Source organism: Plantibacter flavus, from assembly GCF_051487245.1.
GTDB lineage: Bacteria > Actinomycetota > Actinomycetes > Actinomycetales > Microbacteriaceae > Plantibacter > Plantibacter flavus_B.
Window position 1 is genome coordinate 1 of the sequence record NZ_JAHVDH010000002.1, and the last position, 23,191, is coordinate 23,191.

Annotated in this window: 22 protein-coding genes, 1 tRNA gene and 1 rRNA gene; 23 read left to right on the plus strand and 1 reads right to left on the minus strand. The window is 68.4% G+C overall.

The features are described from left to right. From rrf to der, 17 genes are all read left to right on the plus strand, one after another. Positions 1 to 91: ribosomal RNA gene (gene rrf, locus KXS11_RS03830) — 5S ribosomal RNA — on the plus strand; the annotation flags it as partial. Between the two features lie 653 nt (positions 92 to 744). Then, the gene (locus KXS11_RS03835; RefSeq protein WP_437384138.1) at positions 745 to 1,701 is read left to right on the plus strand and encodes a hypothetical protein; all 957 of its coding nucleotides are present in this window, start codon (positions 745 to 747) and stop codon (positions 1,699 to 1,701) included. Continuing rightward, positions 1,673 to 2,707 carry an HAD-IIA family hydrolase gene (locus tag KXS11_RS03840; protein ID WP_437384139.1) on the plus strand — a complete coding sequence of 345 codons (1,035 nt, stop codon included), beginning with the start codon at positions 1,673 to 1,675 and terminating at the stop codon, positions 2,705 to 2,707. Before KXS11_RS03835 ends, KXS11_RS03840 begins: the two co-directional genes overlap by 29 nt. Positions 2,708 to 2,804: 97 nt before the next feature. After that, the gene (locus KXS11_RS03845; protein WP_437384140.1) at positions 2,805 to 2,963 is read left to right on the plus strand and encodes a hypothetical protein; all 159 of its coding nucleotides are present in this window, start codon (positions 2,805 to 2,807) and stop codon (positions 2,961 to 2,963) included. Between the two features lie 63 nt (positions 2,964 to 3,026). Next, complete coding sequence (locus tag KXS11_RS03850) at positions 3,027 to 3,818, plus strand: TlyA family RNA methyltransferase (protein WP_437384855.1); 792 nt, start codon at positions 3,027 to 3,029, stop codon at positions 3,816 to 3,818. A gap of 4 nt (positions 3,819 to 3,822) precedes the next feature. Beyond that, complete coding sequence (locus KXS11_RS03855) at positions 3,823 to 4,833, plus strand: NAD kinase (RefSeq protein WP_437384141.1); 1,011 nt, start codon at positions 3,823 to 3,825, stop codon at positions 4,831 to 4,833. Beyond that, positions 4,830 to 6,527, plus strand: coding sequence for a DNA repair protein RecN (gene recN / locus KXS11_RS03860; RefSeq protein ID WP_437384142.1), 1,698 nt, complete (start codon positions 4,830 to 4,832; stop codon positions 6,525 to 6,527). The genes KXS11_RS03855 and recN overlap by 4 nt, the downstream gene beginning before the upstream one ends. An 80-nt stretch (positions 6,528 to 6,607) precedes the next feature. Next, complete coding sequence (locus tag KXS11_RS03865) at positions 6,608 to 8,302, plus strand: CTP synthase (protein WP_437384856.1); 1,695 nt, start codon at positions 6,608 to 6,610, stop codon at positions 8,300 to 8,302. Beyond that, positions 8,295 to 8,915, plus strand: a complete 621-nt coding sequence (locus KXS11_RS03870) for an NUDIX domain-containing protein (protein WP_437384143.1) — start codon at positions 8,295 to 8,297, stop codon at positions 8,913 to 8,915. The genes KXS11_RS03865 and KXS11_RS03870 overlap by 8 nt, the downstream gene beginning before the upstream one ends. A gap of 3 nt (positions 8,916 to 8,918) precedes the next feature. Next, entirely contained in the window at positions 8,919 to 9,869 is a 951-nt protein-coding gene (gene xerD, locus KXS11_RS03875) for a site-specific tyrosine recombinase XerD (protein WP_437384144.1), read from the plus strand. 70 nt (positions 9,870 to 9,939) lie between these two features. Continuing rightward, positions 9,940 to 10,815, plus strand: coding sequence for a ParA family protein (locus KXS11_RS03880; RefSeq protein WP_437384857.1), 876 nt, complete (start codon positions 9,940 to 9,942; stop codon positions 10,813 to 10,815). A 10-nt stretch (positions 10,816 to 10,825) separates the two neighbouring features. Continuing rightward, a complete protein-coding gene (locus KXS11_RS03885; RefSeq protein ID WP_437384145.1) occupies positions 10,826 to 11,686 on the plus strand; it encodes a segregation and condensation protein A in 861 nt (286 codons plus the stop codon). Next, positions 11,679 to 12,332 carry an SMC-Scp complex subunit ScpB gene (gene scpB / locus KXS11_RS03890; RefSeq protein ID WP_437384146.1) on the plus strand — a complete coding sequence of 218 codons (654 nt, stop codon included), beginning with the start codon at positions 11,679 to 11,681 and terminating at the stop codon, positions 12,330 to 12,332. Before KXS11_RS03885 ends, scpB begins: the two co-directional genes overlap by 8 nt. Continuing rightward, complete coding sequence (locus KXS11_RS03895; RefSeq protein ID WP_437384147.1) at positions 12,319 to 13,119, plus strand: pseudouridine synthase; 801 nt, start codon at positions 12,319 to 12,321, stop codon at positions 13,117 to 13,119. Before scpB ends, KXS11_RS03895 begins: the two co-directional genes overlap by 14 nt. Further along, positions 13,116 to 14,216, plus strand: a complete 1,101-nt coding sequence (locus KXS11_RS03900) for a prephenate dehydrogenase (protein ID WP_437384148.1) — start codon at positions 13,116 to 13,118, stop codon at positions 14,214 to 14,216. The genes KXS11_RS03895 and KXS11_RS03900 overlap by 4 nt, the downstream gene beginning before the upstream one ends. 13 nt (positions 14,217 to 14,229) lie before the next feature. Next, positions 14,230 to 14,970: a (d)CMP kinase gene (gene cmk, locus KXS11_RS03905; protein ID WP_437384149.1), complete on the plus strand. Its 741-nt coding sequence runs from the start codon at positions 14,230 to 14,232 to the stop codon at positions 14,968 to 14,970. Beyond that, entirely contained in the window at positions 14,957 to 16,465 is a 1,509-nt protein-coding gene (der, locus tag KXS11_RS03910; RefSeq protein ID WP_437384150.1) for a ribosome biogenesis GTPase Der, read from the plus strand. Before cmk ends, der begins: the two co-directional genes overlap by 14 nt. A gap of 72 nt (positions 16,466 to 16,537) precedes the next feature. Here der and KXS11_RS03915 read toward each other — a convergent pair whose 3' ends face one another. Further along, complete coding sequence (locus tag KXS11_RS03915; RefSeq protein ID WP_437384151.1) at positions 16,538 to 17,182, minus strand: TetR/AcrR family transcriptional regulator; 645 nt, start codon at positions 17,180 to 17,182, stop codon at positions 16,538 to 16,540. Positions 17,183 to 17,338: 156 nt separating this feature from the next. Here KXS11_RS03915 and KXS11_RS03920 point away from each other — a divergent pair, with 156 nt between their 5' ends. From KXS11_RS03920 to KXS11_RS03945, 6 genes are all read left to right on the plus strand, one after another. Further along, the gene (locus KXS11_RS03920) at positions 17,339 to 18,253 is read left to right on the plus strand and encodes an NUDIX domain-containing protein (protein ID WP_437384152.1); all 915 of its coding nucleotides are present in this window, start codon (positions 17,339 to 17,341) and stop codon (positions 18,251 to 18,253) included. 25 nt (positions 18,254 to 18,278) lie between these two features. Beyond that, positions 18,279 to 18,770: an NfeD family protein gene (locus KXS11_RS03925; RefSeq protein WP_437384153.1), complete on the plus strand. Its 492-nt coding sequence runs from the start codon at positions 18,279 to 18,281 to the stop codon at positions 18,768 to 18,770. Positions 18,771 to 18,824: 54 nt separating this feature from the next. Further along, a complete protein-coding gene (locus tag KXS11_RS03930) occupies positions 18,825 to 20,348 on the plus strand; it encodes a flotillin family protein (RefSeq protein ID WP_437384154.1) in 1,524 nt (507 codons plus the stop codon). A 266-nt stretch (positions 20,349 to 20,614) separates the two neighbouring features. Then, complete coding sequence (locus KXS11_RS03935; protein ID WP_437384858.1) at positions 20,615 to 22,324, plus strand: long-chain-fatty-acid--CoA ligase; 1,710 nt, start codon at positions 20,615 to 20,617, stop codon at positions 22,322 to 22,324. Between the two features lie 96 nt (positions 22,325 to 22,420). Next, positions 22,421 to 22,494, plus strand: a tRNA-Pro gene (locus KXS11_RS03940). Between the two features lie 185 nt (positions 22,495 to 22,679). Then, on the plus strand, positions 22,680 to 23,150 hold the full coding sequence (locus KXS11_RS03945) for a hemerythrin domain-containing protein (protein ID WP_437384155.1): 471 nt from the start codon (positions 22,680 to 22,682) through the stop codon (positions 23,148 to 23,150). Positions 23,151 to 23,191: the final 41 nt, after the last annotated feature.

The following is a 23,191-nucleotide window of genomic DNA, read 5'->3' on the forward strand; positions in this document are numbered from 1 at the left end:
GCCCGGTTACATTCCGAACCCGGAAGCTAAGACTCTTTGCGCCGATGGTACTGCAGGGGGGACCCTGTGGGAGAGTAGGACACCGCCGGACTTCTTCGTTGAAATGGCCACCCAAGGTTCTTGGGTGGCCATTTTGCGTTAAGTCACATTTTTCGAGCCTGTGGTGAGCAGGTTCGCTCGTCCAGGAGTACCGTGGACGACAGAATTCAACAGCCGGTAGACGTCGTTCGACGACGTGATGAGTACGTGGAGAGCATTGTGAGCGATCAGTCAGAAGACAAGCCCGAACGGGGCGACCGACGTCCTCCGCGCTCTGCACCACGTTCCTCCGGGGATTCTCGGGGCGGTGCTCGGCCGAACCGCGACCGACCGAACCACGATCGTGCATCCGGTGATCGCTCGCGCGGCGATCGTGCTCCAGAGCGGAAGTCGTGGAGCGACAACCCTCGAAGCGACCGTCCGCGGACGGACCGTCCTGCCGGGGATTCTCCGCAGCGTTCGGGTGACCGCCCGGCGTGGAACAAGGACCGTCCTGCTGGGGATCGTCCGCAGCGTTCGGGTGACCGCCCGGCGTGGAACAAGGACCGTCCTGCCGGAGATCGTCCGCAGCGTTCGGGTGATCGCCCGGCGCGGAACAAGGACCGTCCTGCCGGAGATCGTCCGGATCGTGGGAACCGCACCGACCGTGGGCACAGCTCCGATCGCGGTGGTCGTCCCGACCGCGGACGCGAGGGTGGCCGTGAGTTGTGGACTCGCGACGGCGCGCCCGCCCGTGGCGACCGCGATGCGTTCCGCCGTGAGCGTGAGCTCACTGAAGAGGAACGGATCGCGTTCGAGCTCAAGTCGATCCGGCCACGGCACGACGACCCGGAGATCCCCGCGGACGTCACGCCGCAGGACCTCGACAAGGGCGCTCGGAACGAGCTGAAGACGCTCAGCAAGGAGAACGCCGACGGCGTCGCCCAGCACCTCGCCATGGCTGCACGCCTCATCGGCACGGATCCTGCGCTCGCTCATCTGCACGCGATGTCGGCTGCGCGTCGTGCCGGCCGGATCGCGATGGTGCGCGAGACGTTGGCGATCACGGCCTACGAGACCGGCGACTACGCACTGGCGCTCCGCGAGCTCCGCACCTACCGTCGCATCTCCGGGAAGGACGACCAGCTTCCGCTGATGGTGGACAGCGAACGTGGTGTCGGCCGTCCGGAGCGTGCTCTCGAGCTGGGACGTTCCGTGGACCGCTCGACACTCGACGTCTCGGTCCGGGTGGCGCTCGCCATCGCGATGTCCGGAGCCCGACTCGACCTCGGGCAGAACGAGGACGCCCTCGCCGAGCTCGAGATCCCCCAGCTCGACCCGAAGCGGGCGTTCTCGTGGAGCCCCGCGCTCTTCGACGCCTACGCGGAGACGCTCGACATCCTCGGGCGTGAGGATGAGGCGGCCATCTGGCATGATCGCGCGACGATCGCCGCAGAGGCGCTCGAACAGTCCGCGGCCGACGACGAGGGCGAGACCATGGTCGTCGTCGAAGAACTGTTGGAGTTCGAGCCGTCGGAGGACGAGTCCTCACACGATGCACCCTCGACTGACGATTCCTCCGCGGCGGCCGCCGGAGAACCCGACGCTGCCGCTGAACAGGAACCTGAAAGCGCCTCCGGAGAGGACGCCGCGGATGAGTCCGCTGCTGACGAGAAGGCCTAAGCCAGTGACGCCGCTGGAGGGTGTCGACGTCGTCCTCGCCGACCTCGACGGCGTGGTCTACGCCGGCCCCAACCCCATCGCGCATGCGGTGGAGTCGTTGAACCTCGCCGCCGAGCGGATCCGGGTGGGGTACATCACCAACAACGCGTCCCGTACCGACGCCTCCGTGGCTCAGCACCTGACCGATCTCGGTCTGCGGGTCGCACCCGCTGAGGTCGTCACGAGCCCGCAGGCGGCCGTTCGGTTGCTCGCCGGACTGGTTCCACCCGGCTCCACGATCCTCGTGGTCGGTGGCGCCGGGCTTGTCGACGAGGTGGAGAAGGGCGGGTTCGTCGTCACCCGTTCCGCCGAGGAGTCCCCGGCTGCCGTCATCCAGGGCTTCGCCCCGGAGGTCGGCTGGTCACAGCTCGCCGAAGCGGCGTTCGCGCTGCAGGCTCCGACCGCCGACGGAACCGAACTGCCGTGGGTGGCGACCAACACCGACTGGACCATTCCCCAGGCGCGAGGGATCGCTCCGGGCAACGGCACTCTGGTCTCCGCCGTGCACACCGCCGTCGGTCGTCTCGCGACTGTCGCGGGCAAGCCGGAAGTGCCGATCTTCGACGAAGCCAAGGTCCGGTTCTCCGCGACCAACCCACTGTTCATCGGCGATCGCCTCGACACCGACATCCTCGGCGCAAACCGGGCGGGCATCGCGTCCGCTCTGGTGCTCACCGGCATCGACCGCGCCAAGCACGTGCTCGCCGCCGACCAGCACTCTCGCCCGACGTTCATCCTCGAAGACCTCCGCCAGTTGCACGAGCCCTACCCGGCGACCACGATGTCCCGCGACGGCAAGGCGGCCAGCGTCGGTGGCGCGACCGTCCGCATCCGCGGCAACGATGTCGTCGTCGAAGCCGAAGGGGAGTCGAAGATCGACCTCCTGCGGGCCGCCTGCGCTGCGATCTGGGCTTCGGGCCGTGCGATCTACGGGCTCAACGTGCCGGAGCACCTGTACGCGGAGTGATCGGGCTCATCATGACGTCGAGGGCGGGCATCGGGAACGGTGTTCGCCCTCAGCGCTCCCTCCCGAATCCGTCGGTGGTGGCCGGTAGGCTGGGCGGGTGACGAACGAGCAGGAGTACCCAGCCGACGGCCTGGTGTCGCGCGTCCGCGTGATCGACGAACAGCCGCTCGAGCAGCGGGCTGCGGCGTACGCCGGAATCGTCGAAGAACTGCGCGCCACCCTCGAGGGGAGCGACTCGCCGAGGACCTCGGCGTAACGCATGGAGAACCGAACCCAGCACTCCGACCCCGTTCAGTCCGACCCGATCCCGACCGGCCCCATGCGTCTCGATGCAGCGCTGGCCGCACGGGGCCTTGCGAGGTCACGCACGCACGCCGCCCAGCTGATCGCCGACGGACTCGTCACCGTCGACGGCACAGCGGTTGTCAAGCCGGCGCTCAAGGTCGCCGAGCGTTCACGCCTGGTCGTCGCAGGAGCCGACCACTACGTCAGCCGCGCCGCTCACAAGCTCATCGCGGCGCTCGACGCGTTCCCGGTCGACATCACGGGAGCGCTCGTCCTCGACGCCGGGGCGTCCACCGGCGGATTCACGCAGGTCCTCCTCGAGCGCGGTGCCCGCCAGGTGATCGCCCTCGATGTCGGACACGATCAACTCGTCGCGCAGCTGCGCGACGACAGACGGGTGTCGGTCGTCGAAGGCTGCAACGTCCGCTCGCTCACGGCAGCGCAGCTCGCAACGCTCACCGGCATCGACGAACGCCCCTCCGTCGTCGTCGGGGACCTCTCGTTCATCTCCCTCACCCATGTCCTGACGGCACTCGTGGCGACCGCGGCGGAGGGAGCCGAATTCGTCCTGCTGATCAAGCCGCAGTTCGAAGTGGGGCGCGGCGGCGTGAAGGAGGGCGTCGTCAAGAACGCCGCCCTCCGCGCCGACGCGATCAACGCGGTGCTGTGGGCTGCGTGGGATCTGGGGCTCGGCACCGCAGGACTCATCCCATCTCCCATCGTCGGCACCCACGGCAACCACGAGTACGTGGTGTGGATATCGGCCGCGCACGGCACCATTCCGACAGAATGGATGCAACAGATCACCTCGATGGCTGGAGCGTAACCGGATGGCACCTTCGACCGATCCCGACCTTGCGCCGAGGAACATCCTCGTCGTCGCGCACACTGGTCGCGACGACTCCCGCGACGCAGCGGTCCTCGTGTGTCGCCTGCTCCTGGAGCACGGTGTCCGACCCGTCCTCAGCGCGCTCGAGCGCTCCGACCTGCTCGTCGTCGACCCGGGCCTCGAGGTCGTCTCCGTGCTCGACGAGGATGTCGAGCTCGGCGACATCGAACTGACCATCGTCGTCGGCGGCGACGGCACCATCCTGCGCGCCGCCGAAGTGACCCGCGGATCCTCCGCACCGCTGCTCGGTGTGAACCTCGGGCACATCGGATTCCTGGCGGAGAGCGAGCGCGATGACCTCACCGAGACGGTCGAGCGCGTCGTGCGCCGCGACTACTTCGTCGAGGAGCGCATGACGCTGTCGGTGCGCGTCAAGGTGGGGGCCGAGGTCGTCTACGAGACGTGGGCGCTCAACGAGGCGACCGTCGAGAAGGGCAGCCGCGAGCGGATGCTCGAGGTCGTCATCGAGGTCGACCAGCGTCCGCTCTCCTCCTTCGGCTGTGACGGTGTGGTCATCTCCACCCCGACGGGATCCACCGCGTACAACTTCTCCGCTGGAGGCCCGGTCGTCTGGCCGTCGGTCGAGGCGATCACCCTGGTGCCGCTCAGCGCGCACGCACTGTTCGCCAAGCCGCTCGTCGTCGGGCCGGAGTCCTCTCTCGCTGTTGAGGTGCTCGAACGCACCGACGGTGTCGGGGTCCTGTGGTGCGACGGGCGTCGGGCCCAAGACCTCCAGCCGGGCTCCCGGGTGGTCGTGCGTCGGTCGTCGGTGCCCGTGCGGCTTGCGAGACTGCACGAGAGCACCTTCACCGACCGGCTCGTCAACAAGTTCCAACTGCCCGTGAGCGGCTGGCGTGGCCCCGTCGGCCGCGAGGAGCCGCTGACCGGCGCGATCAACGTGTCCGCGTCGTCGCGGGCTACCGGGTTCGACGACCAGGAGAGCACCGCATGATCGAAGAGATCGAGATCCGCGACCTCGGTGTCATCGCCGAGGGAACCCTGCCGCTCGGCCCCGGTTTCACCGCGGTGACGGGGGAGACGGGCGCGGGGAAGACGATGGTCGTGACCGCACTCGGTCTGCTGCTCGGGCAACGTTCGGACAGCGGGGTGGTCCGAGCCGGCCAGAAGCAGACGAGCGTGCAGGGTCGATGGATCGTCCCGAACGACGGCCCGGTGGCCGAACGGGTGCGCGAGGCCGGGGGAGACCTCGACGCGGCAGGGCACGACGCCGAACTGCTGCTCGGACGCATCGTGACCGCCGAAGGCAGGGGACGCGCGATCGTGGGCGGCCGCACAGCGCCCGTCGGCATCCTCAGCGAATTGGGTGAACAACTCGTCGTCGTGCACGGACAATCGGATCAGATCCGCCTCCGTGCGGCCCCCGCGCAGCGCGACGCCCTGGACCGGTTCGCTGGCGAACCGCTGCAGCAGGCACTGGCCACATATCAGCGGGGGTACGAGCGTCTCCTCGAGCTGCGCACGGAGCTCGACACCCTCACGAACGAACGCGACACGCGCCTGCTCGAAGCCGAGCAGTTGCGTGCCGCTCTCGCTGAGATCGAGCAGGCCGATCCGCAGCCTGGGGAGGACGAGGAACTCGCCGAGCGCTCCGACCGGCTCACGAACCTCGAGGAGCTCCGGCTGTCGGCTGCCGGTGCGCGCGAACTCGTCTCCGCCGAGGCCGGTGAGGAGAGCGACGTCGTCGGGCTGCTCGAAGGGGCCAGGCGTCAGCTCGACCGGGCTGCGATCCACGATCCGGCCCTCGGCACGATCGCGGCGAGCGTGGCGAACGCCAGCTATCTCGCTGCGGAGATCGCCGCCGAGTTGTCGAGTTACCTCGCCGGCCTCGACGAGGACGGCGCCCGCGAACTCGAGGTCGTGCAGGAGCGCCGGGCGTTGCTCGCGACGCTTGCCCGCAAGTACGGGCCCACGGGCGACGACGTCCTGCGCCTGCTGGAGACGGGCAGCTCACGGCTGTTGGAACTCGACGGCGACTCCGACCGCATCACCCAGCTCGAAGTCGACGTCGAACGGGTCGCCGCCGAGGTGGACGCCGCAGCCTCAGCGCTGAGCGTCGTCCGCGGTGAGGCCGCTGCGCGCCTGAGCGCCGACGCCAGCGCGGAGCTGCGGTCGCTCGCGATGGCCGAGGCGGAACTCGTCGTCGAGGTGACGGAACGCGATGACCTCACCGTCCACGGCCGCGACAGCATCGTGTTCCTCCTGCGCCCCCATGCCGGTGCCGACCCGAGGCCGCTCGGCAAGGGTGCCTCCGGAGGCGAGCTGTCGCGGGTCATGCTCGCGCTCGAAGTCGTCATCGCGGGAGCTGACCCCGTGCCAACCTTCGTCTTCGACGAGGTCGACGCGGGGGTCGGTGGCGCAGCGGCGATTGAGATCGGTCGTCGTCTCGCGGCCCTCGCCGAGCGGTCGCAGGTGATCGTGGTCACCCACCTCGCCCAGGTCGCCGCGTTCGCGAACAACCACCTGAGCGTGGTGAAGGGTGGCGACGGCTCGGTCACCGCCTCGAGCGTCCGCCAGCTCGTCGGTGCCGACCGCGAGGCGGAGATGGCTCGGCTGTTGTCCGGTCTGGCCGAATCCGACAGCGGACTCGCCCATGCCCGTGAGCTTCTGGCGATGGCTGGCGCATGAGCCCGTCGACGGCGGGAGACACAACCCCGATCTGGATGGTAGGATAAAAGCCCGTGGTGAATACTTCTGAAGCGGGCAAGCTGAACTCTCTGACCGACGACATCGTCTCGGGCTCCAACGGCACGACCAAGCACATCTTTGTGACAGGTGGTGTCGTTTCTTCGTTGGGCAAGGGCCTCACCGCCGCCAGCCTCGGCAATCTGCTGACGGCACGCGGCCTCCGTGTGGTCATGCAGAAGCTCGACCCCTACCTCAACGTCGACCCCGGCACGATGAACCCGTTCCAGCACGGTGAGGTCTTCGTGACCGACGACGGCGCTGAGACCGACCTCGACATCGGCCACTACGAACGTTTCCTCGACATCGAGTTGAGCCAGGCCGCGAACGTGACGACCGGTCAGATCTACTCGACCGTCATCGCGAAGGAGCGGCGTGGCGAGTACCTCGGCGACACGGTGCAGGTCATCCCGCACATCACCGACGAGATCAAGCGCCGCATGCGCCTCCAGGCGACGGAGACCCCGCGTCCCGACGTCATCATCACCGAGATCGGTGGCACCGTCGGCGACATCGAGTCGCAGCCGTTCATCGAGTCCGCTCGTCAGATCCGGCACGAGCTCGGCCGCACGAACGTGTTCTTCGTGCACGTGTCGCTCGTGCCGTACATGGGCGCCTCCGGTGAGCAGAAGACGAAGCCGACGCAGCACTCCGTCGCTGCGCTCCGGTCGATCGGCATCCAGCCCGACGCCCTCGTGCTCCGCAGCGACCGTCCCGTCACCGAGAGCAACAAGCGCAAGATCGCCCTCATGTGCGACGTGGACGAGGACGCCGTGGTGAACGCCATCGACGTGCCGAGCATCTACGACATCCCGACCATGCTGAACGACCAGGGCCTCGACGCGTACATCGTCGACCGCCTCGGACTGACCGCCCACGACGTCGACTGGAGTGGCTGGGCAGACCTGCTGCAGGCCGTCCACGCACCGAAGCACGAGGTCACGATCGGTCTCGTCGGCAAGTACATCGACCTGCCCGACGCCTACCTGTCCGTCACCGAGGCTCTCAAGGCCGGTGGCTTCGCCAACGAGACCAAGGTCAGCATCCGCTGGATCCCGTCAGACGAGTGCGAGACGGTCGATGGCGCTGCGAAGGCCCTGTCCGAGGTCGACGGCATCTGCGTGCCGGGCGGTTTCGGCATCCGCGGCATCGAGGGCAAGCTGGGCGCACTGAAGTTCGCGCGTGAGAACGGCATCCCCGTCCTCGGCCTGTGCCTCGGCCTGCAGTGCATGGTCATCGAGTACGCCCGCAACATGGCGGGTCTCGAGGGCGCGAGCTCGTCCGAGTTCGACCCGGACACCGAGTTCCCCGTCATCGCCACGATGGCGGAACAGGTCGAGATCATCGCCGGTGGCGACCTCGGTGGCACGATGCGCCTCGGTCTGTACGCGGCGAAGCTCGATGAGGGCTCGATCGTCGCCGAACTGTACGGTGCGAACGAAGTCTCCGAACGTCACCGTCACCGCTACGAGGTGAACAACACCTACCGTCAGCGGATCGCCGACGCGGGCCTGCAGTTCTCCGGCCTCTCGCCCGACGGTAACCTCGTCGAGTACGTGGAGCTGCCCCGCGAGGTGCACCCGTTCTACGTGGCGACGCAGGCCCACCCCGAACTCCGGTCGCGCCCGAACCACGCGCACCCACTGTTCGCCGGCCTCGTCGGCGCGTCGCTCGAGCGCCAGCAGGCGAGCCGTCTGTTCGACGTCGCGAATGGCTGAGCCGTTGCACGACGAGACCCACGCCGTCGAGGTGGTCTCCTCGGAGCGCGTCTTCGAGGGCAAGGTCTGGGACATCCGCCGGGAGGCCTTCACCTACGGTGACGGTGAGGTCGTCCGCGAGTTCGTCGACCACACAGGCGCCGTCGCGGTGCTGGCACTCGACGCCGAGGAGCGGGTGCTGCTCATCCAGCAGTATCGCCACCCGATCCGCGAACGCGACTGGGAGCTGCCCGCTGGCCTGCTCGACATCGCGGGGGAGGACCCTGCGGTCGCCGCCGGTCGTGAGCTGGAGGAGGAGGCGGACCTCGTCGCCGGCTCCCTCCAGCTGCTGACGGAGTTCTACACGACGCCCGGTGGGAGCAACGAGTCGATCCGCATCTACCTGGCCCGAGACCTCACGGCGACCGCCCAGGCGTTCGACCGCACCGAGGAGGAAGCGGACATCAAGGTGGCCTGGGTGTCGCTCGACGACGCCGTGGCGGCGGTGCTCGACGGCCGACTGCACAACTCGATCCTGATGCTCGGTGTGCTCGTGGCCGCTGCAGCGCGCGACCGCGGCTGGTCGACGCTCCGCGACAGCGGTGCCTCGACGATCGGTCGAGCCGGAGCCTGAGCCGTGGCGCTCGATCGCGCGGTCGCGAACTACCTGCGGCACATCGCGATCGAGCGCGGCCTGTCGGCGAACACGCAGTCCGCCTATCGGCGTGACCTCGAGTCCTATCTCGCCTGGCTCGCCGAACGCGACGTCTCCGAGCCCGCCGACATCACCCCGGCGCACATCGCGGCCTTCACGACCGCTCTGCGCACGCCCGAGGGGCGGCCGTTGCAGGCGTCGTCCCTCGCACGCGTGCAGTCCTCGATCAGAGGTCTCCACCGGTTCCTGCTCGACGAACAGCTGGTCGACGTCGACGTCGCCCGCGAGGTGCGCCCTCCGAAGCTGCCGAGTCGGCTGCCGAAGGCGATCACGATCGAGCAGGTACAGGCACTGCTCGCGACGACGGACGGCGACGATCCGCTCGCCGTCCGTGACAAGGCGTTCCTCGAACTGCTGTACGCGACGGGCGCACGGGTCTCCGAAGCGGTCGGTCTGAACGTCGACGACGTGATCGACACCGACATCGTCCGGCTGCTCGGCAAAGGCGGCAAACAGCGGATCGTGCCGCTCGGCAGTTTCGCCCGCGATGCCGTCGACCGCTACCTCGTCCGTGTCCGTCCCGCGTACTCGAGTGTTGGCCGGTCGACCCCGGCGCTGTTCCTCGGGCAGCGGGGCGCGCGACTCTCGCGGCAGAGCGCCTGGCTCGTGCTGCAGCGCGTTGCCGAGCGTGCCGGGCTCGACTCGCACATCTCCCCGCACACCCTTCGGCACTCGTTCGCGACCCATCTGCTGCAGGGTGGCGCCGACGTTCGTGTGGTGCAGGAACTCCTCGGTCACTCCTCGGTGGCGACCACGCAGCTGTACACGCTCGTGACGGTCGACAACCTCCGCGACGTCTACACGCAGGCGCATCCCCGGGCGAGATGGGGCGCTGGCGGAGCGGCACCGCGGGACGGCTCGGCGGGCCGGTAGACTCGTCACTCGAACGACAGCAAGCGGGAGCGAGGCAACACCGGTGGCCGGTACGAAGCACACGAGCGCAGTGCAGGATTCTGCGCGCAAGACCGCCGCCGAACTGAACCCGAACGGCCCGACCGGCCGTCCGCGTCGCGAGTTCGCGGTCCCGCCGAAACTGGCGCAGCACGGCCCCGCGCGCATCATCTCGCTCTGCAACCAGAAGGGTGGCGTCGGGAAGACCACGACCACCATCAGTCTGTCCGCTGCGCTCGCCGAGTACGGCCGCCGGGTGCTCGTCGTCGACTTCGACCCGCAGGGCGCGTTGTCCGCCGGCCTCGGCATCTCGACGCACGAGTCGAACACGGTGTACGACCTGCTGCTCGGCACGGTGAAGGACCCGGCGGAGGTCATCCAGCACACCGCGATCGACGGCCTCGACGTGCTGCCCGCCAACATCGACCTCTCAGCCGCCGAGGTGCACCTCGTGAACGAGGTCGCCCGGGAGACGATCCTCGCCCGGGTGCTCCGGAAAGTGTCCGACGACTACGACGTCATCCTCATCGACTGCCAGCCGTCGCTCGGCCTGCTGACCGTCAACGCGTTGACCGCGAGCCACGGCGTGCTCATCCCGCTGGAGTGCGAGTTCTTCGCGCTGCGCGGTGTCGCCCTCCTCATCGAGACGATCGACAAGGTCCGCGACCGCTTGAACCCGGCGATCGAGCTCGACGGCATCCTCGCGACGATGTACGACTCGCGGACGTTGCACTCGCGAGAGGTGCTCGAGCGCGTCGTCGACGCCTTCGGTGAGAAGGTCCTGGAGACGGTCATCGGTCGCACGGTGAAGTTCCCCGACGCCAGCGTCGCAGGCACGCCCATCACGGAGTTCGCTCCGGAGCACGCCGCCGCGAAGGCCTACCGCCAGCTCGCGAGAGAGCTCATCTCCCGTGGCGCGATCGCCTGATCCCGCCCCAGTGCCGACGGCCGTCCTCTCGGCGGCCCAGGGCGACGGGGTGGCCGCGACCGAGGTGACGTCAGACGCACCCGCTGCGAGCCCGTCCTTCCGCGTCTCGTTCGAGGGCTTCGAAGGGCCGTTCGACCTCCTGCTGTCGCTGATCGGCAAGCACGAACTCGACATCACCGAGGTGTCGCTCAGCCGGGTGACCGACGAGTTCATCGCCTACTTGCGCACGCTCGAGGCGGAGGACGAACTCGACCAGGCGAGCGAGTTCCTCGTTGTGGCGGCGACCCTGCTCGATCTGAAGATCGCCGGGCTGCTGCCCCAGGGCGAGCTCGTCGACGCCGAGGACGTGGCGCTGCTCGAGGCGCGCGACCTCCTCTTCGCCCGGCTGCTGCAGTACCGCGCGTTCAAACAGGCGTCGAGCTGGTTCGCCGGGCGCTTCGACGTGGAGGCGTCACGACACGTGCGCACCGTGCGACTCGAGACGAAGTACCGGCAGCAGACGCCGGAACTCGTCTGGACGCTCACCGCCCAGGACTTCGCAGCGCTCGCGACGCTCGCCTTCACACCGCGCGAGGTGCCGACCGTCGGCCTCGACCACCTGCACGCACCGCTCGTGAGCATCCGTGAGCAGGCGGCTCACGTCGTCGCGATCCTGCGCCGCGGTGGCTCGCACACCTTCCGAGAACTCATCGCCGGTGCAGAGCTGAAAGGTGTGGTCATCGCGCGATTCATCGCCGTCCTCGAGCTGTATCGCCACGCGGCGCTGTCGTTCGAGCAGATCGAACCGCTCGGAGAACTGACGCTGCGCTGGACCGCCGAAACCTGGACCGATGACAGCCTCGCCAACCTGGGAGCCGATTACGATGCCTGACGCGTTCGAAGCCGTCGAAGCACCGCGCGAAGCGGAGACACCGACGCCGCAGCCGGTGACGACGTTGCCCGCGGAACCTGCGCCGGTTCCCGCGCCCGACGTGCCACGCGCGCTCGAGGCGATCCTGATGGTCGCCGACGAACCGCAGAGCCTCGTCAACCTGGCAGCTGCCGTGCACGTGCCGGTCGGTGCGGTCCGCCGTGCGATCGCCGATCTCGTCGCGGATTACGACGGTGAGCGCGGAGGGGTCCGTCGTGGCTTCGAGCTCCGCGAGGTCGGTGGCGGCTGGCGGTTCTACGTGCGCGCGGACTACGACGAGCTCATCACCGAGTACGTCGTGACGCAGAACCCCACCAAGCTCTCCCAGGCGGCCCTCGAGACCCTCGCGGTCATCGCCTACAAGCAGCCGATCAGCCGTGGTGCGATCGCGTCCATCCGCGCCGTGAACGTCGACTCCGTGGTGCGCACGCTCCTCGGACGAGGCCTCATCACGGAGATGTTCACCGACAGCGAGACGGGTGCCATCAACTACGGCACCACCGATCTCCTGCTCACCCAACTTGGTATCAACGCCATCGACGAACTGCCGCGGATCTCACCGCTGCTCGACGACGGCCGGGAAGGATTCGACAGTGACCAGCACTGAATCAGAGGGCATCCGCTTGCAGAAGGTGCTGGCGAACGCCGGCGTCGCCTCAAGACGGGTCTCGGAACAGCTCATCGAGGACGGCCGCGTCGAGGTGAACGGTGAGGTCGTCACCGAGCTCGGCTCGAGGATCGACCCCGAGCACGACCTCGTGTCGGTGGACGGCAGCGCCATCCAGCTCGACGCCTCGAAGCGGTACCTGATGCTCAACAAACCCGTCGGCATCTACAGCTCGTTGAAGGACGACCGCGGTCGTCCGGATCTGCGCCGATTCACCGACCAGTACGAGGAGCGCCTCTTCAACGTCGGGCGCCTCGACGCCGAGACGAGCGGTCTGCTCATCCTCACGAACGACGGCGACCTCGCGCACGTGCTCGCGCACCCGTCCTTCGGCGTGCAGAAGACCTACATCGCGAAGGTCACCGGCCGTGTGACACCCCAGGTGCTCGCGAAGCTCACGGCAGGGATCGACCTCGAAGACGGCCCGATCTCGGCCGACAAGGCACGCCTGCTCGGTACCGAGGACGGCCACAGTCTCGTCGAGCTGACGCTGCATTCCGGGCGCAACCGCATCGTACGGCGCATGCTCGACGCCGTCGGCCACCCGGTCGTCGACCTCGTGCGTCGTCAATTCGGACCGCTGCACCTCGGGACCCTCGGGTCCGGGCAGCTGCGCGAACTCAGCAAGGACGAACTCGGCGCGATCCTCACCATCGCCCGGAAGCACGCTCCCGAGGCACGCGCGGCAGACGGCACCGCTGCGGAGGCCGCGGAGTCAGAGGCATGAGCGATCTGATCGGCGCTCCGGCGCGCGTGCAGGGCTCGGTCCGCGTCGTCGGCGCCGGACTGCTCGGTGCGAGCATCGGGCTCGCGCTCGGGGCGAAGGGTGTCGACGTCACCCTCGCCGACGCGTCGCCGAGCCAGCTGCGGCTCGCGGTCGATTACGGTGCGGGTCGTGCTGCGGGGGCGGACGATGATCCTGCCGTCGTCATCGTGTGCGTGCCGCCCGACGTGACCGCCGACGTCATCGAGGTCGAACTCGCCAGATTCCCGAAGGCCGTCGTGACGGACGTGGCGAGCGTGAAGCTCGAACCGTACCGGGTGCTGCTGGGGCGTGGCGTCGACCTCACCCGCTACATCGGCTCGCATCCACTCGCCGGTCGTGAGCGCGGGGGAGCGATCTCGGCCAGAGCGGACCTCTTCCTCGGACGCCCCTGGGTGATCTGCCGTGACGCCGAGACGCCCGCCTGGGCACTCGCACAGGTGGAGGGGCTCGCACTCGACCTCGGCACGATCCCCATGGAGATGACGCCTGAGGAGCACGATCGCTTCGTCGCGCTCGTCTCCCACACACCGCAGCTGGTCGCGAGCCTGCTGGCCGCGCAGCTCCGCGAGGCGGAGGAGGGCGCGATCCAACTCGCCGGCCAGGGACTCCGCGACACGGTCCGCATCGCCTCGAGCGCACCCGAACTCTGGGTGCAGATCCTCAGCGCGAACCATGCCGAGGTGCTGCCCGTGCTCGAACGGCTCCAGACCGATCTCGCCGCAGTCGCCGAAGCGCTCCGCGATCCGGAATCGCCCGGCGCCCGTCGAACCATCGCGGACACCATCCACGCCGGCAACACGGGTGTCGCACGACTGCCGGGCAAACACGGTCAGAACCGTCGGTTCGCCAGCATCGTCGTGCTCCTCGACGACCGTCCGGGCCAACTCGGTGCGCTCTTCACCGAGCTCGGCGAGATCGGCGTGAACATCGAGGACCTCCGCCTGGAGCACTCTCCTGGCGCGAACATCGGTCTCGCGGAGGTGCAGGTCCTCCCCGAGGTGAAGCAGCGGACCATCGACGACCTCGAATCGCGCGGCTGGCGCATCGCAGAAGTATAGGAAGACACCACACATGACCCACCAGGACCCCACGAGCTCCGGCACCGAGACCGAAGCCGTCGACGCACCCGTCGTCGTCGCGATCGACGGCCCGGCGGGCAGCGGCAAGTCGAGCGTCAGCAAGGCCGTCGCGAAGCGCCTCGGCTACCGCTACCTCGACACCGGCGCGTGGTACCGCGCGCTCGCGCTGCACACGCTCGAAACCGGTGTCGACCCCGAGGACGCAGCGGCCGTCGTGACGTCCCTCGAGGACTTCGGCGCCGCGTACACGGTGTCGCTCGACCCCGAGGTGCAGGCCTTCTCGCTCAACGGCCATGACGTCACTGAGGAGATCCGCGGACCACGGGTGACCGCCGTCGTCTCGGCCATCGCTCGCGTGCCCGAGGTGCGCAGCTGGATCAACCGGACCTTCCGCTCCCTCATCGCGGGTGTCGATCGTGCCGGGATCGTGGTCGAGGGGCGGGACATCACCACCGTTGTCGCACCGGATGCTCAGGCTCGCATCCTGCTCACGGCCTCTGAAGAGGCTAGAATGGCCAGGCGTTCAGCGGAATTCGAGAGCCACCCTGCCGGCGACGTCGCGGAACAACTGCAGCGGCGTGATCGGGCGGACTCCAGGGTCGTCGACTTCATGAACGCGGCGGACGGAGTGACCACGGTCGACTCCACGCACATCGACTTCGACGAGACGGTCGACGCGGTCGTCCGCGTCACCGAATCCCTCACAGCAAGGAACTCCCATGGCTCACGATGACGAGCACTTCGACGGAGGCCCCGACGACCTCGCAGACCGCCTCCTGGACCTCGACGAGGAGCTCGCGACCCAGCGGGCCGCGTCGCTGCGCTCCGGCCTGGCCGACTACGACCTCGAGGGCGATGACCTCGACATCCTCGACGGCGCCACCGAAGACCCCGACGAGATCCGCTTCCTGCCGGCGCTGCCGGTGGTGGCGATCGTCGGCCGACCGAACGTGGGCAAGTCCGCGCTCGTGAACCGGATCCTCGGACGCCGCGAGGCCGTCGTCGAGGACACCCCCGGTGTCACGCGCGACCGCGTCAACTACAAAGCCGAGTGGAACGACCGCCGGTTCACCGTCGTCGACACGGGCGGCTGGGAGCCTGACGCCAAGGGCATCGACGCGTCCGTCGCCGCGCAGGCCGAGATCGCCATCGACCTGTCCGACGTCGTCGTGTTCGTCGTCGACGCCATGGTCGGCGCGACCGCCACCGACGAGCAGGTCGTACGTCTGCTCCGCAAGACCGGACGTCCCGTCTTCCTCGTCGCGAACAAGGTCGACGACGCTCGCCAGGAGCCTGAGGCTGCAGCGCTCTGGAACCTCGGTCTCGGCGAACCGCACCCGGTCTCCGCGATCCACGGACGCGGTGTCGCCGACCTCCTCGACAACATCCTCAAGGTGCTTCCGAAGGTCTCGGCCGTCGCGAAGGACGAGTTCGGTGGGCCGCGCCGCGTCGCGATCCTCGGCCGCCCGAACGTCGGCAAGTCCAGTCTGCTGAACAAGACCGCCGGTGAGGAGCGCGTCGTCGTCAACGACCTCGCCGGTACGACCCGCGACCCGGTCGACGAGCAGATCGAGCTCGGCGGCAAGATCTGGCGTTTCGTCGACACCGCTGGCATCCGTCGCCGCGTGCACCTCTCGCAGGGTGCCGACTTCTACGCCTCGCTTCGCACGAGCACCGCGCTGGAGAAGGCGGAGGTGGCTGTCGTCCTCATCGACGTCACCGAGGTGATCAGCGAGCAGGACGTGCGCATCATCGACCTCGTCCTCGAGAGCGGGCGCGCACTCGTGCTGGCGTTCAACAAGTGGGACCAGCTCGACGACGAACGCCGCAAGTACCTCGAGCGCGAGATCGAGCAGGACCTCTCGCACGTCTCGTGGGCACCTCGGGTCAACATCTCCGCACGCACCGGTCGTCACCTGGAGCGGCTCGTGCCCGCACTCGAGGTCGCCCTCGAGTCGTGGGACATGCGCATCCCGACAGGCAAGTTCAACGCGTTCCTCGCCGAGCTCACGGCTGCACATCCGCACCCGTTGCGCGGTGGCAAGCAGCCGCGCATCCTGTTCGGTACGCAGGCCGCGAGCCGTCCGCCGACCTTCGTGCTCTTCACCACCGGCTTCCTCGACCCCGGCTACCGCCGCTACGTCATCCGCCGTCTGCGTGAGATCTGGGGCTTCGAAGGCACCCCGATCAACGTGAACATGCGTGTGCGCGAGAAGCGTCAGCGCTAGCGCTCGTCGACGCACGACGAAGGCCCGGTGCTCCTCATGAGAGGAGCACCGGGCCTTCGCCGTACAGCCTTGCTATGCGACGCGGTAGCCTTCTCCGACTGGCGCGAGGGTCGTGTCGTGCTGCACCTCGAACGGCCACCAGCTGGGGAGCAGCATCGGCACCAACTCGAGGAACGCGGGAATGTCCCGCGGTGCAGGACTGTCCAGCCACACGCGGAAGGCGGCGACCGATCCGGCAGCCACGAAACTCGCTGCGGAGCGGACGAACCTGTCGCGTTCGGCGGTGTCGAGGACATCGAGCTCCGGCAGCACGATCGCGCCGCGGTCGAAGATCTCGAGGATGGTGGCCGTCAACACCCGGTTGAGCATCGGCTGGAGGCTTGCGCCGATGACGTCGTCGCCGAGACCGATGCGGTAGACCTCTGCGTGCTCTTCGATGTGACGCAGCGTCGCGACGGTGACGCGAGCGATGGCTGCCGGGGCGTCCTCCGCGGACACGGAGGAGAGGTGGGTGACGTTCAGAGCCGTGAGCTCGTCGGCCAGCACCGATTCGAGGAGATCGCAGGGAGCTGCGGCGTGCTGGTAGAACGTGGAGCGATTGATCCCCGCGCGCGCCGAGATCTCCGAGACGGAGAGCTCCGTCGTCGGGCGCTCGGCGGCGAGCGTGAGGATCGTGTTGGCGAGCCGCGCGCGGGTGCGGCGTTGTCGAGCGTCCATTGGGGGTCCTTGGGGTGGTGAACGGTGTCGGGAACGCCATGCGAGACGTCTGCCTGAGCATATGGACGTCAAATATATCACATATTCTTCAGGTGACGGGCGAGATGCGCGGTCATCAACGGCTCACCATGTGGCGATCCGTGACAGTCTTGGAGGATGACCGAGCCGCATCCCCCCGAACACCACGTTCGGGATGCCGGAGACGCCTGGGTCGAATCAGGTGACGGCAGGAAGTTCTGGGGCCGCTTCGGGGCGGCCGGACTCCTGGTGCACGACCCCAGGCGCGGCGTGCTGTTGCAGCATCGGGCTGGTTGGAGTCACTTCGGTGGCACGTGGGGCATCCCCGGCGGTGCCCGACACGAGGGCGAGAGTGCTGTGGACGGCGCCGTCCGCGAGGCGAACGAGGAGGCCGGGGTGCCCGGCGAGGCGATCGAGCTCCGGTTCGACTCCGTGTTCGACCTCGGCTTCTGGTCGTACACGACCGTCATCGCCGAGGCCGTCGCACCGTTCGAGCCGGTCGTCTCGGACCCGGAGAGCATCGCGCTCGAGTGGGTGCCGCTCGGCGAGGTCGAGCAGCTGCCCCTGCACCCGGGCTTCGCCGACTCGTGGCCGGGCCTCCGTTCGCAGCTCGAGCGCAGCGTCACGGTGGTCGTCGACGTCGCGAACGTCGTCGGGTCGCGCCCGAACGGCTGGTGGAAGGACCGCGCTGGAGCCGCGAGGACCTTCACGACCCGACTCGCTCAGCTCGCCCACGACGGTCTCGACGCCTCCTCCCTCGACCTGGACTTCAACCGGTGGTGGCCCGCGTACGTCGCGGTCGTCGAAGGGCAGGCCCGGGGGACCCGGCTCGACGCGACGGTCGCCGGCAGCGGGCATGAACTGCGCGCGGGCGTGAGCGTCGTCGATGCTGCGGCGAGCGGCGACGACGCCATCGTCGACGTCGTCCGCGGCTTGTCGGGCGCGGTAGTCGTCGTGTCCTCGGACCGCGGTCTGCGCGAGCGGGTCGAAGCGCTCGGCGCGACGGTCCGCGGAGCCGGTTGGCTCCTCGACCACCTCGACGCCGTCGCCTGAGCGGCATCTTCAGTAGGGTTGGGGCATGACCCTGTTCATCATCGTCGGCGCCGTCGGTCTCGTGATCGTCCTGATCTCGCTCGTCTTCGGTGAGATCTTCGACTTCCTGGACGGGGCCGTCTCGGCCACCGCACTCGGGAGCGCCTTCACCGTCTTCGGCGCGGTCGGAGCCATCGTGCTCGCGAACGGCCTGCCGCCATGGTCCGCCTATCTCATCTCCGCGATCGTCGGCGTGCTCGTGCTCCTCGGCGTGCAACTGATGATCCGAAGCTTCAAACGATCCGAGGACGGCACGCCGAGTTCGCCGCTCGGGCTGTACGGCGTCGCCCGCTCGACGGTTTCCGGCTCGTTCGGTGAGGTGAGCCTCGACGGCCCGCATGAGATCGAAACCCGGCTCGCGTTCGCCGACGAGCGTATCGAGGCAGGCACGCGCATCCGCGTCGTCGAGATCCAGGGGTCACGCGTCAAGGTCGAACCGGCCTCCATCCCGTCTGCGCCGCCGGCTGCCGCCGAGTAGCGCGCTCAGTCCACCAATCCACCAGCACGCCCTCGAGGGGAAGGCACCTGCCCTATGGACTTCGTCACCACTAATGTCACCGTGATCGCGGTGATCGCGCTCGTCATCGTCGCGCTCGCGATCGTCGCGTTCGTCGCCGGACGCATCAAGCGGGTTCCGCCGAACCAGGCGCTCGTCATCGTCGGCCGCGGCGCAGGCTCACGAGCGGGGGAGCCCGACGGTGGGCAGCGCGTCGTCATCGGCGGCCGCGTCTTCATCTGGCCCATCCTCCAGCAGGGCTTCCCGATCTCGCTCGAGCAGCGCCAGATCGGCATCGTCGTGGAGGGCGTCGACACCAACTTCATCAAGGTCGCCATCCAGGCGAGCGTCAACTTCAAGGTCTCCGGCACCCCGGAGGGCGTGCGTCGTGCTGCGCAGCGATTCCTCTCCCAGCAGGGATCGCTGACCCAGATCATCCAGCAGTCGCTCGAGGGCTCGCTGCGCTCGATCATCGGCAACATGCCGATCAAGGAGATCATCTCCAACCGCAACGCGCTCTCCGAAGCCGTGGTCGAGGCGACCAAGACCGACCTCGCCGAGCAGGGTCTGCAGGTCGACCTCCTGAACATCTCGGACATCTCGACGCCGGGCACCAACTACCTCGCCGACCTCGGTCGTGCTGAGAACGCGCTCGCCCGACAGAACGCCGAGATCAAAGAGGCCGAGACCGCTCGCGCCTCCGAGTTCGCGCGCATCGAGGCCGCCGAGCAGGTCGCCGAGCGCCAGAAGGCGCTGAGCCTCAAGCAGGCGACCATCAAGGCCGAGACAGACCGTGCGAACGCCGAGGCCGATGCCTCCGGCCAGCTCGCGACCGCGCAGCAGGATCGCCTCGTCGCCGAGCAGGAGCGCGAGGCCCTTGCCGAGAAGGCGAAGGTGGAGCAGGAACGCCTCGACATCGAGGTCCGGAAGCCGGCGGAGGCCGACGCGTACGCGACCGTCCAGCGGGCGCAGGCAGACCGCGACGCGGCGAACGCCGCGACCGAGGCGGAGGCCTTCAAGCGGAAGACCATCGCAGAGGCGAACAAGGTCGCAGCGGTGCAGGACGCCCAGGCCGCCGCTGAGTCGGTGCGTCTGGCCGGTACGGCAGAGCGCGACAAGCAGATCGCGCTCGCCGAAGGTATCCGTGCGCAGGGTGAGGCGCGGGCCGCAGCCGTCGCCGCCGAGGGTCTTGCAGAGGCCCAGGCGACCGACGCGAAGGCCGAAGCGCTGAAGAAGTACGGTGAGGCCGGCCTCGCGTCCGAGATCATCGCCCGACTGCCTGAGATCACGCGCGCCGTCGCGGAGCCGCTCGGGAACATCTCGAACCTCACGGTCATCTCGACCGAGGGTGCGTCCGCCGTCACGAAGACGGTGGGCCAGGTCGTCAGCGAGGTGCCGAAGGTCGTCAAGGACATCACGGGTCTCGACCTGTCCGCCCTGCTCGGTGGTGTCGCCGGTGGCGCGCTCGGCGAGAACCTCCAGCAGGCCATGAAGGACAACAGCGCTGCCGCGGCGAAGCGGGCGAAGACGGCCACGCCGCCGTCGACGGACGCCGTCTAGCCAGCGTCGCGCAGGTCACGGCCCGGTCATCCTCGGATGACCGGGCCGTGGTGTTTCCACCGCTCGTCTTCGAGGAGCACGGTGCCTGATTGGAGGTTCCCGTGCAATCTCGGTGCATCCGTGCCGAGGCATATGCTGCGGCCTACGCTGGGAGGATGCGTGCGGCGCGCACGCGGGTCATCTGGAGGATCAGCGTGGACCAGCGAGGCAACGAGTCCGAACAGCACGATGGGTCGCCGTCGGCGGCAGAGCGTGAGGCCGGCGGGGTGCAGCGCACGAGACTCGCCGCCAGGCCGTGGCTCTCGTCGTACGCGAAGGGCGTCCCGGCGGACATCGACGAGGTCACCGAGACGCTCGTCGACCTGCTCGACACCTCGGTGAAGCGCTTCGGCTCCCAGGTCGCCCTGGAGTTCTTCGGTGCCGAGACGACGTACGCGGAGCTCGGTGAGCAGGTCGCCCGAGCGGCAGAAGGACTGCGCAAGCTGGGTGTGAAGCCGGGTGACCGGGTCGCCCTTGTCCTGCCGAACTGTCCGCAGCACGTGGTCGCGTTCTATGCGGCGTTGCGCCTCGGCGCCACGGTGATCGAGCACAACCCGCTCTACACGGCGCGGGAGTTGCGGCACCAGTTCGAGGATCACGGCGCGCATGTGGCGATCGTGTGGGACAAGGTCTACGACCTCGTCGCCGACCTGCCTGCCGATGTCATGCGCGGCCGTATCGTGTCCGTCGACATCACGCAGGCGTTGCCCCTCTCGAAGCGGCTCGCCCTGCGGTTGCCGGTGAAGCGTGCGCGGGAGTCCCGCGCGGCGATGACGGCGACGCCCTCGGCCAAGCATGTGCTGCCGTGGGAGCGGCTCGTCGGTGGTCGGAAGCTGTCGAAGCGTGTGGTGCGGCCGGTGCTCGACGACACCGCGCTCCTGCAGTACACGAGCGGCACGACCGGTAACCCGAAGGGCGCGATCCTCACGCACCGGAACCTGCGCGCGAACGCCGCACAGGGGCGGGCCTGGGTGCCCGGGCTGCGTGAGGGCGAGGAGGTCTTCTACGGAGTGCTGCCGCTGTTCCACGCCTATGGGATGACGCTCTGCCTGACATTCGCGATGAGCATCGGTGCTCGGCTCGTGCTGTTCCCGAAGTTCGACCTCGAGCTCGTGCTGACCGCCGCGAAGAAGTCGCCGCCGACATTCCTGCCCGCCGTCCCGCCGATCTACGATGCGCTGTCCCGGGCGTCGAGCCGGAAGGGCGTCGACCTGACGAGTGTGCGGTTCGCGATCTCGGGCGCGATGAGTCTCCCGGTCGCGACCGTGACGCGGTGGGAGGAGGCCACGGGTGGCCTGCTCGTCGAAGGATATGGGATGACGGAGTCGTCGCCGGTGGCGCTCGGCAACCCGATCGGCCCCTCGCGGCGCCCCGGCACGGTGGGTGTGCCGTTCCCGAGCACGGAGATCCGTGTCGTCGACCCGGACGACCCGACGATCGACCGGCCGGCCGGGCAGGCGGGGGAGTTGTTGATCCGCGGGCCGCAGGTGTTCCAGGGCTACTGGGGTCGCCCGGACGAGACGCGCGAGACGTTGCTCGAGGACGGCTGGTTGCGGACCGGCGACATCGTGACGGTGTCGGACGACGGCTTCGTGACGGTGATCGACCGGGTGAAAGAGCTCATCATCACGGGCGGGTTCAACGTGAGCCCCTCGGAGGTGGAGGAGACGCTGCTGTCGCACCCCGACGTCCTGTCCGCCGCTGTCGTGGGGCTTCCACGGGAATCCGGTGGAGAGGACGTGACTGCCGCGGTCGTCATGCGTGACGGCACGGTCTTCGACTCGGGTGCCCTCCGCGACTACTGCCGCACGAGGCTCACGGCGTACAAGGTGCCCAAGCGAGTGGTGCAGCTCGACGAACTGCCGACGTCGCTCATCGGCAAAGTGCTGCGCCGCAAGGTGCGCGACGAGCTCGTCGCCGCCCGCGACGCGAAGTAGGACCCGGGGGATCCCGGCGGCGCGGATGTGTCACGGAGCCCCTCCGGAATCCGCTAGACTGTTCGAGTTGTCTTCTCCGCCTGGCGGGGATGGCATCGGGCTGTGGCGCAGCTTGGTAGCGCACTTGACTGGGGGTCAAGGGGTCGCAGGTTCAAATCCTGTCAGCCCGACAGAGAAGCCCTGGTGAAAGACATCTTTCACCAGGGCTTCGTCGTTCCTGGAGAAGTACGGCCCCATGACCGACTCGACCGTCTAACATGGGTGCAACGTCGCGTGCCGGTGGCAGTTCGTGTCAGGCATGGAGGCGTCGAACCTGAAGGACTGACGATGCTCTCATCGCTCCCTTCGTCTTCGCGTGACTGAGCGCGAGACGACCAGGCTGATCGCCTGGAACAACGAACTCCGAAGCGTACACCGGCGACTGCGCGATGCACTGGCTGTCGCCCAAGCGGCCGTGACTGACGGTGGCCCATCCGACGACGCAACGCGAGATCTGCTGCTGTATTGCCACGGATTCTGCGTGGCACTGGATGGACACCATCGCGGCGAGGACCGTGCGCTGTTCCCGGCGATCGAGGCCGCGCATCCCGACCTCGCTCCCGTGTTGCGATCCCTCGAACGAGATCACTCGATGATCGCGCATCTCCTCGGAGAGCTCAGCGCGGCGGTCGATCGATCGGCGTCGCCCGCCGAACTGTCCATGCATCTCGACGGTGTTGCCGCAGTGATGGAGACCCACTTCCGCTACGAGGAACGCCAGCTCCTGTGGGTGCTCGACAGCCTCGAACTGCACGACGCTGTGAGCGGTGTCCTCGGGCCGCTGTAAAACACGTCCGGCATTCGCTCCCGCACGCTGACCGTTCACCC

What these genes read in the sequence shown, in the direction of transcription:
- KXS11_RS03840 (WP_437384139.1), top strand. Translation starts at nt 1,673, where the DNA reads ATGAGTCCGCTGCTGACGAGAAGGCCTAAGCCAGTGACGCCGCTGGAG.
- KXS11_RS03850 (WP_437384855.1), top strand. Translation starts at nt 3,027, where the DNA reads ATGCGTCTCGATGCAGCGCTGGCCGCACGGGGCCTTGCGAGGTCACGC.
- KXS11_RS03855 (WP_437384141.1), top strand. Translation starts at nt 3,823, where the DNA reads ATGGCACCTTCGACCGATCCCGACCTTGCGCCGAGGAACATCCTCGTC.
- recN (WP_437384142.1), top strand. Translation starts at nt 4,830, where the DNA reads ATGATCGAAGAGATCGAGATCCGCGACCTCGGTGTCATCGCCGAGGGA.
- KXS11_RS03870 (WP_437384143.1), top strand. Translation starts at nt 8,295, where the DNA reads ATGGCTGAGCCGTTGCACGACGAGACCCACGCCGTCGAGGTGGTCTCC.
- scpB (WP_437384146.1), top strand. Translation starts at nt 11,679, where the DNA reads ATGCCTGACGCGTTCGAAGCCGTCGAAGCACCGCGCGAAGCGGAGACA.
- KXS11_RS03900 (WP_437384148.1), top strand. Translation starts at nt 13,116, where the DNA reads ATGAGCGATCTGATCGGCGCTCCGGCGCGCGTGCAGGGCTCGGTCCGC.
- cmk (WP_437384149.1), top strand. Translation starts at nt 14,230, where the DNA reads ATGACCCACCAGGACCCCACGAGCTCCGGCACCGAGACCGAAGCCGTC.
- der (WP_437384150.1), top strand. Translation starts at nt 14,957, where the DNA reads ATGGCTCACGATGACGAGCACTTCGACGGAGGCCCCGACGACCTCGCA.
- KXS11_RS03915 (WP_437384151.1), bottom strand. Translation starts at nt 17,182, where the DNA reads ATGGACGCTCGACAACGCCGCACCCGCGCGCGGCTCGCCAACACGATC.
- KXS11_RS03920 (WP_437384152.1), top strand. Translation starts at nt 17,339, where the DNA reads ATGACCGAGCCGCATCCCCCCGAACACCACGTTCGGGATGCCGGAGAC.
- KXS11_RS03925 (WP_437384153.1), top strand. Translation starts at nt 18,279, where the DNA reads ATGACCCTGTTCATCATCGTCGGCGCCGTCGGTCTCGTGATCGTCCTG.
- KXS11_RS03930 (WP_437384154.1), top strand. Translation starts at nt 18,825, where the DNA reads ATGGACTTCGTCACCACTAATGTCACCGTGATCGCGGTGATCGCGCTC.